Below are 15,148 nucleotides of genomic sequence, written 5' to 3' on the forward strand. Positions count from 1 at the left end.
TGGGCGACGCGAGCGGGGGGCAAGGTCGTTCTCACAGCAGCGTGATGCGCAGTGATGCGTTCGGAGATGCGTCGGCGGGCCTGGCGAGGTTGGTCACGAAGGCTCTGACCCAGTTCGCGGAACGGCCCGGCGCCTGTGGCGCGGCTTTCTGCGGCGCAATGCCGAGGCCGTCCCAGTACGGCCGGCTGGCCGCCAGTGAGGCGGTCTGGGCCACCACCGGCGCGGCTGCGGCTGCCGGCAGCGTGACGCTGATGCCCTGCGCGGCCGGAGCGCTCAGGAAACCGCGCAACCAGTCGCTGCTGGCGGGTGCCGCCGGTGCGGCCGCGGCGACCGGCGGGGCAGCGGCGATCGCCACCCCCGCGGCGCGGGCGTCGTCCTCCGCCACCGCTTCGGGCGTGGCTGCGGCATCGCCGTCAGCCGGCGGAGGAGGCTGCTGGGTCGGCAGCGAAGGAACCGCGGCCGGTGCGCTGAAGTCGGCCTGCGGCGACTGCAGCACCTGCGCGTTGCCCGGGTTGAGCGAGGGGGCTGGCTCGTCGACGAGCAGCGCTGCGAAGGGGGCGGAAATCGCCGGGATCGCCGGGATCGCAGGGATCTCCGGCCGATCGAGAGTGGCTGCGCCCCCCTGGATCCATTTCGCCTCGGACAGGATGCGTGCCGTGTCGAGGACGTTGATCAGACCGTCGCCGGTGATGTCGCCGACCAGCCGCGGGTCCACATTGCAGTAGGCAGCCAGCCCGCTGTCGCGACCGACCACCACATTGCCGAGCGTGCTCACATCGGCGTTGCTGATCGTGCCGTCGCCGTCGGTGTCGCCGAAACAGGCGACGACCGCGAGCGCGTCGTCGGCGCGAGCCGCCAGCGCACCGCCGTTCAGCCTCAGGTTGCGGAGGTCGATGACGTGGCTGGCGGCATGCGGGGCCGTCGCCGGAACGCGGGCGGTGAGCGCGAGCAACTGTACCGGACCGGCGGCCAGATCGGCCCCGGTGATGTGCACGTGCAGACGCCCGGCCGCGTTCGTGACGTCGAGCACCGCGGCACCGTTCAGGCCGGTACCGCGCCGCACGCTGTCGATCACGAGCAGTGTCGGGTCGTAGTCGATGTCGAATTCCACCGTGTCGACGCCGCTGCCTTCGGAAAGCGTGATCGGCAGGCCACCCTGCGTTGCCGGCACGTCTACCGGCTGCGCCGGTCCACGGGCGAAGTCGGGCATCCGCAGCGTCCGGTCAGCCGGCGCAGCGATGCTGAATTGCCGCGAGGCGTCGTCACCAGGCGTACCGTCGCCGTTGCCGTCGAGCGGCACGCCCTGCACATCCTTGAAGGCGTCGGCGCCGCTGCGCAGCGTCACGCTGTAGGTGTCGGCGGCCAGCGGTCCGCCGGTGGCGACGAAGCGAAGAACGCCGCTGGCCGCGTCGACGGCGATCGACCCCCTGACGACGCCACTCGCGGCACCCCGCAGTACCACGTCGGCCGGGCCGTAACCCGCTGTTGCGGCGTCGTACAGGTTGAGCGCCGACGCGTCGAGCGCGCGGTTGAACGACAGGTCGAAGCCGCTGTCCGTCGGTGTCAGCGAAAGCACCTGCAAGCTCGCCGGTACGACATCGGCCACCGTGATCGTGAACGTCTCGGCGTCTTCGAGTGGCGGCTGGCCATTGTCCGTCACCCGCACCGTCAGCGTGAAGCTGCCGGGGCCGTCGGCTGCCGACGGTGTCCAGGTGAATACCCCCGTCACCGGGTCGATGCCGGCGCCCGCCGGGGCACCCGCGTCGAGGCTGTAACGCAGTTGCCTCGCATCGCCATCTACGTCGCTGGCGGTGGCGACGACGCGCAGCAGTTCTCCTTCGTCCACCGCCTGCGAAGCGATCGCGTCGAGCTCTGGCGCATCGTTGACCGGCGTCACCATCAGGTAGACCGTCGCCCGGTTGCTCGTGCCGCTGGTATTGTAGAGGCCATAGCTGAAGCTGTCGCTGCCGAACCAGTCGGCGAACGGCCTGTAGGTGACGCGCCGGTCCGCTTCGATCGTCACGTTGCCGTGCGCCGGCACCGCGAGCAACTCGAGGTCGAACGGACCGCCGCCGGGATTCGCATCATTGTCGAGCAGGTCGATCGCCACCTGGCCGTCTTCGGCCACGCTGGCGCTGTCGTCGGCCGCCAGCAGGGGTTCGATCGCTGGCAGCACCCGCACGCCCGAGAAGAACTCTGAGGCCCCACCATCCTTGTCGGTGAGGACGCCGCGCACGGTCAGGATGCCTGCCGTGTCGAGCAGTGCCGGCGGCACTTCGACCGTCGCCGCGGGCGAGCCGCTGATCTCGAAATCGCCGTCGTTGTCGAAATCGTAGGCGTACGTGAAGCCGGCGGCTGCGTCCGCCGCTGACGGGTCGCTGGGCGCCGTGAAGCTCACCGTCGCCGTGCCGCCCGGCGCGACCGGGCCGCTGGCGCCCTCGGTCGAATTGCCGAGTTGCGCCAGCGGTGCCACGTTGCGCACGTCGACGTCGAGGGTCGCTTGATTGACGAAGCTGCCATCCTCATCGGTGAGCATCACGCTGATGCGGCGCAGGGCAGCACCGTCGTCGTAGGCGTGCGTGACGCTGAGCGTGGGCACGAGGCCGCTGGCGGACGCCGGCGGGGCGCTCACGATCTGCACGGCCGAGCCGTCACCCCAGTCGATGCCGTAGGCGGTGACGGTGTCGTCGCCCGGGTCGTCCGGCGGGGCGATGCGCAGCACGAAGTTGGCGCCCTCGTTGACTGCCAGGACGGTCGCGGCCGGCGGCGGACCGGCGAGCAGATCGGCCGCGGTACCGACGCCGCCGAGCGTGGTTCTCGGCGCGACGTTGCGCACGGTCACGGCATGCGTCACGGCATGGGCGCCGTCCTCGTCGGTCGCCGTGGCGACGATCTGCAGCGCCGTGCCGCCGCTGTCGTCGGCGTAGCGGTGCGCAGCGCTCCTGGCATTGCCGCGCAGGGTCTCGCTGCTGCCATCGCCCCAGTCGATCTGCCAGCCGGTCAGCGTGTCGGCGCCGGGGTCGCTGGCGGCGAGCGTCAGCGTGAACGGGGCACCCTCGTCAACCGTCACTGGTCCCGACACGATCAGTTCGGGTGCCGCGTTGGCGACGGCGAGCGGCTTGCTCGCCTGGTACAGGCCATCCTCGTCCTGCGCGGTGACACTGATCGTCAGCGCGCCGTCGTCGGCAAAGACGTGGGTCAGATCGGCGGTCGGCGCGTCGACGACTTCCTGCGTGCCGTCGCCCCAGTCGATGTTCCAGCGGCGGATGGTGTCGCTGCCCGGGTCGCTGGCGGCCAGCGTGAAACGGTAGGGCTGGCCTTCGCTGGCGACGGCGGCGCCGTCCAGCGTCAGCGTCGGTGCGACCTCGCGCACAAGCACTCCGGTCCAGGCTTCGCACGAGGCACCGTCCTTGTCGTAGAGGACGCCGCGTACCGTGCGCACACCGGCTTCGCGCAGGTAGCTGGCCGGCACCTCGATTCCGACCGGCGTGAGTGGCGCGATGGCCGTATCGAGTTGGCCGTCGTTGTCGAAGTCGAAGGCGACGCTGTAGCCGGCGGCGCGGTCAGCAGCCGACGGGTCGTCGGCGTCGATGAAGCGGACGCTGGCCGTGCCGCCTTCGTCGATGGCCGTGCCGGGTGCCGGTGTCGTATGGATCAGGCGGCCGGTCGGCGCCGCGTTGAGCAGCGTCAGCAGCGCACTGCCGGTCATCGTGTCGATGCCCGGGCCGCCGCTGCCGTCGCCGTAGACGACCTGCACGGCGATCGGACGGCTGCTGCTGCCGTCGTCGAAGCCGAGGGCTTCCAGGTCGGCCGCGGTGAGCGTCAGGTCGCCGTCCGCGCCTTGCCCATGCCGGCTTTCATCGCCAAAGACGCCATCGCCATCGAGGTCCCAGCGCAGTGTCGTCGGGCTGCCGGCAACGGCAGCGTGCAGCCGCACGCCCAGTCCCTCGACGGTCTGCAGCGCAACCGCGGTGCCCACGCTGGTGATGCTCGGTACGCTCGGGGATACCGTCACTTCGGGGCCGCGAGCGGCGTAGCCCGGTGTCGACGGCACGTCTGCGAACGCACGGCTGCCATCGTCGTCGCTGGCGACGACGATCGGCGTGTAGCGGCCCGGGACGAGATAGACATGACTGGCCTGCGCGGCGTCGCTCGGCAGCGGCCCGGTCGTCGTGCCGTCGCCCCAGTCGATCGACCAGCCGGCGATCAGGTCGTCACCCGGGTCGCTGGCGGCGAATCCAAGCTCGAACGGCTGTCCGAGCTCGGCCGTGGCGCTCGCCTCGCCGCTTGCCACCGCCAGCGTCGGCGGCGTGTTGATGATTTGCAGCCAAGCGGTGTCGGTGACCGCATGGCCGGCCGTGTCGCTGACTTCGAAGCTGATTTCGTAATTGCCGTCATCGTCCAGACCGAGCGCCCGCAGCGCCTCCCAGCTCAGTGTCGGCGAGCGGCCCAGCGCGTCGTCGAAGACGCCGTCACCGTTCACATCCCAGCGCTCGCTGACGATGTTCGTACCGGTGGCGGCGGTGCTGCTGCCGGCCAGTGTCAGCGCCGCGCCCTCGACGATCGCGTAGGGACCGCCGGTGTCTGCTGTCGATGGCTGAAAGCCCGGAATCGACTCGATCGCCACATAGGCGAGTGTCCCGAAGTCCACGCCGTCGACGCGGATCGATCCGTCGGGGGTCAGTGGCACCGATGGATCGATGGCGCCGCCGGCGGCGCCGAAGCGCAGCGTGTCTGCGCCGGTTCCGCCGTCAAGCGCGATCATCGCCGTTGCCGGGAACTTCTCGCCGGCGACCTGCGCGGCGTCGTCGCCCGCACCGAGCCGCAGCGTGAAAACGTTGTCGTCCGCCAACTCGCGGACGACGAGTTGGTCGTCGCCCGCGCCGCAGTCTACGGCCAGAGTCAGCGCCCCGGCGGTATCAGAGCGGACGCTGATGCGGTCGTCGCCGCTCCCGCCGTCGACCGTCGTCGCCACGCCAAGGTTCAGCAGGTCGACGCGGTCGAAGCCGTCGCCGGTGTCGATCGCCAGCGTGGTCACCAGCGGCGGATCGATCTGGTGGATCGCATCGTCGTACACCCCGCTGGTGAGCGCCAAGCCCTCGACGCCAGCGAAGCGTACGCTGAAGCGCTCCGCCTGCGGGGTGGCGCTGTTGACCGGGACGAAGGCGGCGAGTCCGCCGGGTATCGTGCCGAAGCCGTGCTCGGCGGCGACGTAAACGGTTCCGGCGGCGTCCTGCGCGATCGCCGCCGGCGCCGCCAGTCCCGGCCCGCCGCGCAGGACTTGCGCGAAGCGCAGCGTGCCGGTCGCCGGGTCGCGGAAGAAGGTCGTCAGCGTGTTGCTGGCGCGGCCGCTGGTCAGCACGTAAAGTCGCGTGCCGTCGGCGCTGATCAGCAGGTCGGCAGCGCCTGCCAGGCCGCGGACGCCGTCCGCATTCTCCTGCAGAGTCTGCAGCAGCGTCAGCGTGGTGCTGCCGAAGGTCCGTTGGAACACCTGCAGGCGGCCGCCTGCGCCGGCGACATAGACCTGCTCGTGCTGCCCGTCGCTGCTCGCCGCGACACCGAGGACGCGGGCGCCAGTGATGCCGCTCTGCCCGCTCGCCGGCGACAGGTCACTCGCGGAGCGCAGTTGCAGTTCGTCGGCGCACGCGACGTAGAGCAGCAGGCCGTCACTGCTGTACGCGAGGTCGCTCGTGCCGCTGAGCGGCTCGGTCTTGCCCGCGACCAGCCGGCCAATTCCGGCGCCGTCGGTCTGGCGCAGGAATTGCACGATGGCGTCCGGGCCGGCGACGACGAGCTGGCCGCCGTCGCCCGGCTGCAGCGCGATGCGGTCGAAGACGTCGAGGCCGGCGCCTGGATCGATCGCGTGTACGAAGCTCAGGTTGCCACTCGCGTCGCGCGCGAAGACCGAAACCGTCGCATCGTCGCGGCTGGCGACGTAGACGTTGGCGCCATCTGCACTGGCGGCGACTGCGCTCGCGCCAGCCAGCGTCGTGACGGCGTCGGTGCCGTCGCTGAAGTGCTGGCGGACGCTGAAGTCGGCCGAGTTCACGACGAGCAGCGCGTCCTGCGTCGGGCTGAGCGCGTAGATTTGGCCGCCGGCGACAGCCAGCGCGTTCAGTCCGACCATCGTCGGCTCGGCGGGTCTGGCCTCGATGTACGCCACCTCGCCATCGGCGAGACTGCGTCTCTGCAGGCCCTGCACGCTGCCGATCGGTCCCCCGACCGTCGCGTCGAGCTCGATCGCGACATCCGGGATCAGCGTGGCCCAGACCTCGTGCCCGTTGAGCACGCCGAGCCGGACGTCGGGGCCGAGACCGCCGATGCGCAGATCCTGGACGGACGATGCGGCTGAACCGGCTGCTGCGACGCCCAGCATCGGTGTGCGCAGCTCCTCGTTGCCGAGGTTGATGAACAGCAGCATGTCAAAGTGGTCGTAGTCGGCGCCGTAGGCGGCCGGTCCGCGGTCGAGCCGGACGACGGCGGCGACGGCGGCGGCCGGCGCAGCGGCAGTGAGCGCGGTGAAATCGGCTGCGGTGACGCCCTCGAGCAGGCCATAGGCCTCGGCGCCGCCGCGCAGCCCGGCGATCAGTGGTGTGGCCGGCGTGCCCGCGACGAACGGGTTGGGCCGCAGTTGCCGCAGCGGGTCGTACGCTTCGAGCACCGTCCCGACGAGTGCGGCATTGAGGGTGCTGGCGTTGGCCTCGAGCAGATGGCGGCCCGCTTCGCCGCTCGCCGCGGCACCGGCGCCGCCCGAAGTGTCCACGGTGACCGCACCGCTCGCCGTGATGACCGATCCGGAGAGCTTGATCGTGCCGCCGGCGCCTGCCGCGCCTGCCGCGCCGGAGCCACCGCTGCCACCGACGCCGCCCGGTCCGCCGCTGCCACCGGCGCCGCCACTGCCTCCGACCCCACCATACCAGGTGCCGAAGAACCAGCTCGACTCGCGGCCGCTGTGGATGTAGTCGTTGAGCCCCGCGTTCTGGCCACTATTGAGCAAGGCATCGCGCCCTTCGTTCACCCCGGCGTTGTAGCCCTGGTTGGTCGCTGCCGCACCGGCAGCCCCTTGGGCCTGCAGGCGCGACGCGGCGCCGACGACGATGCGGCCAAGGGCAACCATTTCGACGGCGCCGCCACCACCACCGCCCGCTCCGCCGGCACCGCCATCGCCGCCGTCGCCGCCGTCACCGCCGCGACCGCCGTCGCCACCATCGCCACCGCGACCGCCATGCACCTCGTCACCGAGAAAAGCGTTGTAGCCTTCGCCGCCGCCGCCACCACCGCCGCCACTGGAGCCGCCGCCACCACCACTGCCGCCGGAGCCTGCTCCGCCGCCGCCGCCACCGCCACCGCCACCGCCACCCGAGATCAGCGCGCCCGCTCCCGTGTTGCTGCCGGCCAGGCCGCCGCTGCCAGCGCTGCCGGGATTTCCGGGCACGCTCTCGCCGGCCCGCCCGCTGCCGCCGTCGCCGCCTGCGCCACCATCGCCACCACTGCCGCTGCTCGGCGCGCCGCCACCGCCATAGTGGGCGTCATCGTCGCTGCCCAGTCCCGGCCCGCTCGGGCTGCCGCCGGCACCGCCGCTGCCGCCGAGTCCCGAACTGCCAGCCGCATTGACTCCAGCCGAGCCGGCCAACCCCGGGTTCCCATAGCTGCCACCGCTGCCGCCACTGCCGTTGCCGCCGTGCGCGCCCCAATCTCCGGCCTCACCCCACTCGATCGTCCCGGAGTAGTAGCTGCCGCCACCGATGCCACCGGACCCCCCGGCGCCGCCGCCGCCGCCGTCGCCGCCGGTGCCACCGCTGCCACCAGTGCCCGCGCCGCCGCCAGCGCCGCCGCCAGGCCCCGCAACGGGGCCGACGAGCATCGAAGAGGTCGCCACCTGTGTGATCGACAGCGCGCCCTCGTCGTCGAGCACCGTATCGTTGAAGAACCGGTTGCCCGGTCGATCGATGTCGGTAAACAGTTCGACCGTCCTGCCGCCATGGATCAGATAGACGTCGAGGTCGCGGGTCAGCGGGTGGCTGATATCGACGGTGACGTTGACGTCCTTGACCGCGCCGAGGTCGCTGACGCTGATCGACGAGTTCAGCGAGCCAGAGGAACCAATCAGCGGCCGGTCGGGAATCGTGCCGCCGCCTCCGCGCTGCGTGAACACTTCACCGGTGCTGAGCGTGATCGTCAACGCCCAGTCGTTCAACCAGCCGGCATCACCGTAGGCGTCGTCCTGGACCAGCAGGGTCCAGGCTCCGGCGGTGCCCTGGTTGTCGAAGGCCGTGAGCGAACCCTCTGGCCGGAACCCCCCGCCGGCCGAGGCATCGACGACGACCCGCTCGCCGACGATGATGTCGTTCGTCGCCGCCAGCGACAATCCGAACTGGCCGCTGACGTCGATCGTCGTGTCTGCCGGCAGCAGCAGGTCGCCCGCGAAAAGGAATTGGCGCACGCCGTCGACCAGTGATGTCGTGAACAGCGGATTCCTTTGGCCGGTGGCGTCGAGCCTCGCGCCGGAAAGCCGGCCGTTGATCGTCGCGTTCGTCGTGTCGATCGTGACCACGCCGCCCCCGTTGGCGAGCAGGGTGGATTGCGGGATCGACAGCAGCGGTTCGCTGCGTGCGACGAGTTCGGCGCCGAGCCCGACGTTGTCCATCAGCACGGCGCCGTCGGCCAGCCAGTCGAGCCGCGCCAGGCTGCCGAAGAGGGTCGCGTCGAAGGTGACGCTGCGGCGCGCGCTGCCAGCCGCGGGGTCGAGCGCGACGTCGAACGGTCCGGCGACCGGCTGGTCGTTCTCGTCGTAAGCGATGAAGCGGACCGTCCGCACGTCGCTGGTCAGCGCCGACAGGTCGATGCCCTGAACACTGAACTTCCCGCCGGCGACCGCGCTGCGCAGGCTGCCGCTGCCAATCAGCAATGCCGGGCTCGGGCTGCCCGCCGGCTCGCGGGCCAGCGTGCCGGCGCTGGCGCTGCAAACGAAGCCATCTTCGCGGTAGCTCGCAGCACCGGCGATCAGATCGTCGAAATCGACGACGCTTCGCAGCCCGCGCAGCTCGGTGGCGACGTCGTCGCGCAACAAGACCACCGGTTCGGCGAGGACGTCGATGCGGTTGCCATTGATCGTCGCTTCGACCGGGTTGCTGCTCGTCTGCACCGTCAGCAGGTCGCCCGCGGCGCTGCCGGCACGCAACAGCAGTTGGCCGGCCGCATCGGCGTAGGCGATCGGCGCGCCGTTGCCGAGCAGCCGGCCGTCGATGAGCTGCCAGTCGACGGCGCCGTCGTGCGCGTGGTTGTCGACCTCGAGGGTCTCGACTCCGGAGAGGCCGAGATCGTCGATCAGGCCGGCATGCAGCGGAGATTCGGGGGCGGCGGGGATGTCGAGGCGCACTTGGTCCTGACCACTGCCGCCGACGATCTCGGTCGCCGATCCGATCCGGCTGATCGTCACCTGGTCGTCGCCACTGCCCATGTCCGCGGTCAGGGCGACGGCGTCGAGCGCGTCGTCGATGAGCAGTCCGTCGCTGCCGCTGCCGAAGCGCAGCCGGGCGGCGTCGAAGCCGACGAAGGTCGCATCGATCACCGGGCCGATGCCGCTGACCTGGCCGCTGCCGCCGCTGCCGCCGAGCACGGCCCCCGTGACGGCCGCCGTGCTGCCGCTGACGTCGAAACTGACGGTATCGACACCCGCGCCGGCGGCGAGTGTCAGGGCCGTACCGGCGAGGACCGTGACCTCGTCGTCGCCGGCGCCGAGGTCGATCGTTGCACCCGCCGCCGCATTGCGCACCAGGACCCGGTCCGCGCGTCCGGCTGCCGTAGCGTCGGTGCGCAGCGTCGTCGTGATCGCGGTGTCGACCAGCGTCAGTTCGTCGGCGCCGTCGCCCAGCGTGAGGTCGAGCGATTCGAAGCCGCTGAAATCGAGCCCGGCTGCAGCGCCCATGCCCAGGCCACGGATACGGCCGACGTCGACGACCCCGGGCGCAGCCATCGCCAGGTGGGCGGCGTCGTCGATCAGCAGTGCGTCGTCGCCGCTGCTGCCCTGCAGTTGCAGCGTCGCCGTGATGTCGGTCAGGTCGCGCCGCGCATCGGCGTCGGCTGGTCGCGAGTCGCCGATCGTCACGCGGTCGGCGCCGCCGCGCAGGTCGACCGTGGTCGCTGTCCGCAGGGCGCCCACGCGCAGCGTGTCGGCGCCATCGCCGAGTGCCAGATCCACCTGGCTGGCGGCGATCGTCTGCAGGACGAGCGTCCCATTGGCGCCCGGCGCGCCCGCGTGCAGCGCATCGTCGGCGAGTCGCCAGTCGGTGGCGACGGTGTTGGCCGAACTTGCGAAGACGACCCGTTCGGCTGCCGTCGTCACCAGGCTCGCTCCTGCGGCCGCAGTGGCCGCGTTGCCGTCGAGGCTGGCGACGACGAGGTCACTGCCGGCGCCGGTGTCGACAACGAGGTGCTGCGCCAGCGCCGGTGCCTCGAGGCGGTCATTGCCGCGGCCGAGCCGCAGCCCGACGCTGTCGACAGCAGCGTCGCAGCGGATGGCTCCGCCGCCGCCCAGCCCGGTGATCATCCCTCCGGCGACGGTCACGACCACATCGGCGACTTCGGCGCCGGCGTCGACGAGCAAGCGTTGGTCGCCGCCGTCGCTGCCGAGAACCTCGATCCCCGCAGTGATGCCGGCCAGCGTGCCATCCTTGCCGATGGTGACACTGTCGTCGTCACCGGCGAGGCGGACCGTCGTCGGTCCTGCCAGCCCCTGCAGCGCAATCGTGTCGGGACGCGTGCCGGCGACGATGTCGACCGGTCCGCTGATCGTGCCGGCGACGTGCAAGGAATTGCCGCCGAAGTCGGATCCGAGCTCGAGCCGCAGCGCTTCGACCTCAGCCAGGCGCAGGCGGTCGTCGATCGTGCCGCCAGTTGCTGCGGTGCGCTCGACCAGCAGGTCGCCAGCGAAGAGTTGCAGCGTCGTCACGCCATCGACCAGCCTGCCATCGCCCGTGATGCGCACGCTGTCGACGCCGTCGCCGCCAGCGAGCAGGACGTCGTCGTAGACCGCTGCGAGCGTATCGTCGCCGGCGCCGCCCGCGAGCGTCACGCCGATCAGATCGGCGACGTCGATGCCGGCGCTGCCGGCGGCGAGGGTCAGCAGGTCATTGCCGCCGAGACCCTGGACGAGCAGGGTGTCGCGCGCCGGCCGGCTGTTCATGATGAAGAAGCGGTTGTCGCGGCCGGCCGACTGGTCGCGGAGTTGCAGGATCGGCTTGGCGATCTCGACGCTGCCGCCGCCGGTCGGGTCGGCGCCGAGGTCGGTGCGATTGAAGGTGGCGTACACGCCTTCGATGCTCAGCCTGTCGTCAGCGGCCGTGCCGGCGAAGACGACGCGGTCGCTGTCGAGGCTGGTGATTGGCTCGTCGGCCGCTTTGAGGTCGATTGCCAGCAGCGCCAGGCCGGTGCCATCGATGTCACCGACGGTCACCAAGTCTGAGCCGCGGCCGGCGTTGACCGCCAGGCGCTCGATGTCGCCGAGCCGCAGGGTGTCGACCGGCGCCTGACCGTCGCCAACCTGCAGGCGCAGCGTCCACTTGCCGCCGTCGTCGATCCTGTCGATGGCCAGCACGTCACTGCGCGTCGTACCCGTGACGGTGAACGCGTCGCTGGCACCCGCGTCGGGCGTCTCGGAGATGAGGTCGCTGCCCTGGCCAGGGGTCCAGTCGTAGGTGTCACTGCCGCCATCGCCGGCGAGGTCGTCGTCGCCGCTGCCGCCGGCGAGCCGGTCGTCGCCGGCGCCACCGCGCAGCGTGTCGCGGCCGGCACCGCCGCTGAGACGGTCGTCGCCGTCGCCACCGTCGAGCAGGTCGTCGCCCGTGCCGCCGGTGAGGCGGTCGTTGCCAGCGCCGCCGCGCAGCGTCGCGGCGCCGCTGCCAGCGTGGGACAATTCGTCGCTGCCGGTGCCACCGATCAACTCGACCGGCGAGCAGACCGTCCGGTCGACGACGATCGAGTCGTCACCGCTGCCGCCACTCCCGATGATTCGCTTGACGCCGCGGAAGCTCTGCTGCGCACGCTCGACGCGATTGCCGGATCCATCGGGCACCAGGAACTTGACGACGATCGTCTCGCCGCCATTGGGATCACTGGCGTCCGTCAGGCCGTTCGACCGGATGTCGAAGCCTTCGTCGATGACGCTGTCGGTGCCGGCACGGTTGACGCCGGTGTTGACCCGCCGGTGGGCGGTATCGCCCATGAAGAGGTTCAGGGTGCCGTCGCCAGTCACCTCGCCGAGCACGGGCGGGTTCACCCGTACGCCGGCGAGCACCTGCGCGTCGCTCAACTGGTAGATGTTGAAGTCGTAGATGTTGGCCTGCAGCAGCGTCCAGGTTTCGTCGACGAGGACGATCTTGAACGGCCAGAAACCAACCGCCATGAAGACGAAGGCCTCGAGCCCGGCATAGAGGGCACCGGACGAGTTGGTGACGCCCGCCGGGTTGGCGTCGTAGGCCAGTGTCAGCTCGTTCAGCCGCACCCGTCCGTCGTAGGTGAAGGGAGCCTGCGGTACCTCGGGAACGTAGTAGCCCTCGAGCAGGCCGTTGACATAGTCGAACTGCACAGGCGACTGCGGTTCCGGCAGGTCGTTGAGGTCGATCCGGACCTGTGTATCAAAGAACACGCGCACGCCGGCCTGCAGCTCGGCGACGTAGAGATCGGGTCCGATCGCTGCGCCCGCGGTCATCTTGGCCGACAGCTTGAGTTCGGGCTGGTCGAACTCGTGATCGCCGTCGGCGACCTGCGCCGGCGGCGTTCCGGCGCCGAGGTCGTTGGGATCGGCGCCAATGTGGTCGTCAAAGTAGAGACCGTCGCGCAGGCGATGAACCTGCTCGCGCACGCTTTGCTGCAGCGCTGCGTCGCTCGAGAAATCGAGGTTCCTGGTCAGCAGGTTGGCGCCGAAGAGGTCGTAGCCGACGTCGAAATCGAGTGTTGCCAGGAAGGTCAGCGCCAGTTCGACTTCGAGGAGCGGCAGTGCCGGGATCGGGAACTGCTTCTTGAACGTGTAGCCGAGGTTGAACTCGAAACCGGCTTCGACGAGTGACGCGGTCGTCTTGCCCTGCAGCATCCCGAGCACGGCGGTCGGGTCGTTCAGGAACGGGAACGAGAGGTTGCCACTGATGTCCGAGAACACATTGTCGAAGGTCTGGTTGCTGTCCTGGACCTTCTTCAGCGCATCGGGATAGGGATTCTCCTTGGTCAGCTTGATCTGGCGTTCGACATCCGCCGGGTCATCGTCGGCCCGGCCGGACTGCGTCAACTGCATCCGGAAGTTGCCCAGGTCGACCGTCTGCGGCAGTCCTTCGCCGATGGGCTTCAGGTCAAGGAAGACGTCGACGACGCCGAGCACCTCCTTGGCGGCAACCAGCCGGGCGAGCTGCACGTCCTTCTGCTGCTGCGTCAGGGTCGGGTCGAGATAGGTGGCGGTGACGCCGAGGTCGATCGGCGTCACCGATCCGTAGCCGATCGCCTCGCCGATCTCGCTGAGCACCGGGATCGGGAAGGTGAGGAAGTCGACGATCGGCTTCAATGGCGCCAGCGCGGACTGGATCGACTGGACCGTCGGGTCGAAGAACTCGGAGAAGAAGGTGCCGAGATCGAGGCGCACGCCCTCGTAATCGATGTCGATCGGAGCGCCGAAGGAGTCGGCGCGGGTGTCGGCAGCGCTGAACAGCTGCGTGATATGGACATCGGCCTCGACCGCGAGGTTGAAGACCCGGTCGGACTCGGCGACGACCGCGAAGTCCGGCACCATCGCCGCATCGATGTCGAGGTGGATGTCGGACGCGCCGGTCACCGTCGCGCCGACGACGAGGGCCGGGATCTCGGCCGGGCTCAGGCGGCGGTCGGCGCCGCCACCGGCGACGTCGATGTCGAAGCGGCCGCTGAAACGGCTCGGCAGGGGCGCTTCGGGGCCGCCGTCTGCGTCCGGCTGGCCCTGGTCCTTCCGGATCAGCGCGCCGAAGACGCCCGCCGTCCCCTTGGCAGCGAGCACGCCATCGTCACCGCCGTCGAGCACGGCAACGACATCCGTGAGCTGCAGTTCGTTCGCCGACGTCGAATCGATGTAGAACGACGAGCGGCCCTGTGCATCCTCGTCGACTCCGAAAACGAGTTCGAAGCGCCAATCGAAACCGAGGTCGACCTCGTCGTGTGTGCCGAGTCGTGCCGAGATCAGCGGATCCTCGCCGAGCGCGAGGTCGAGGTCGATGCGCTCGTTCGCGCTGCCGGCAAGCGTCAGCGAGAAGTCGTAGTGGCTGTGCTCGGCGTTCGTCGTGACGTCGATGCGGCCGTCTTCGATCAGATCGCCCAGTGCGGCCTCGAGGCCCTCCTTGACCGCGTCGGGCGTCACCCGTTCGCCGGGTGGCGTCGGCAGCGAGAAGTTGCGCAGTGCATCGGCGATGTGGCCGGCGATGTCACCGGACTCGATCGTGACCAGTTGGGTGCCGATGAGCGGGATGGGTGCGCTGAATACGTCGCTCTCCAGGCGCGACTGCACGGCATCGAAATAACCCGTAAGGCCAGCCGCGTCGACGACAGCGAGATCAGCCGACAGCAACATCCGGGGCTCGAGGGACTCGAAGATCAGGCCCTCGCGACGCTGTGCTCGTGGCGCTGGCTGCGGATCCGCTTGCCGGGCTTGCCGCCGTAGTCGGCGCAACATGCGACCCAGCCGGCCGATCAAGGCGTCGCCAGACCACGAGGCACGCGGGCCGGCTTGCTGGCGCTTCTCTTCGTTGCCGCTACTGCTCACGACTCGCTCCGCCAAAGGAGAGGGCGATCTGCTTTCATCCGGGAACAGGATGCCAAACCATGTTAGTACAAATGTCTTTGCTTTGCCGGTGTTTTTCGCTGCCCGCCATGCGGATGGATCCATGCTCCCTCCGCCCGCGTCCGGTGTGCCACCGGGCGCTGGAAAAAACGGGAAACCTCGCGGCACGGCACCATCGGGGGCCGGTTGCCCCGCAGCGCAGTCAACGGAATTTAATCCAGCTCAAAACATCGTTCTGCGCATGTGCCGACAATGTGCGACGGGTTGCCGCAGTGCTCCTCGGGAACGAAGACGCCGGCGTGGAACCCGGTTCAGGGAGATTCGGGACGAACGGATGGAGATGGTGTTGCAACG

1 protein-coding gene is annotated in these 15,148 nt (G+C 70.1%); it reads right to left on the minus strand.

What is annotated here, in order from left to right; genetic code table 11:
• Positions 1-31: 31 nt before the first annotated feature.
• Positions 32-14,776 carry a PKD domain-containing protein gene (locus tag V5B60_RS15460; RefSeq protein WP_332347900.1) on the minus strand — a complete coding sequence of 4,915 codons (14,745 nt, stop codon included), beginning with the start codon at positions 14,774-14,776 and terminating at the stop codon, positions 32-34.
• Positions 14,777-15,148: the final 372 nt, after the last annotated feature.

The sequence above is a fragment of the Accumulibacter sp. genome, from assembly GCF_036625195.1.
Taxonomy (GTDB): Bacteria; Pseudomonadota; Gammaproteobacteria; order Burkholderiales; family Rhodocyclaceae; genus Accumulibacter.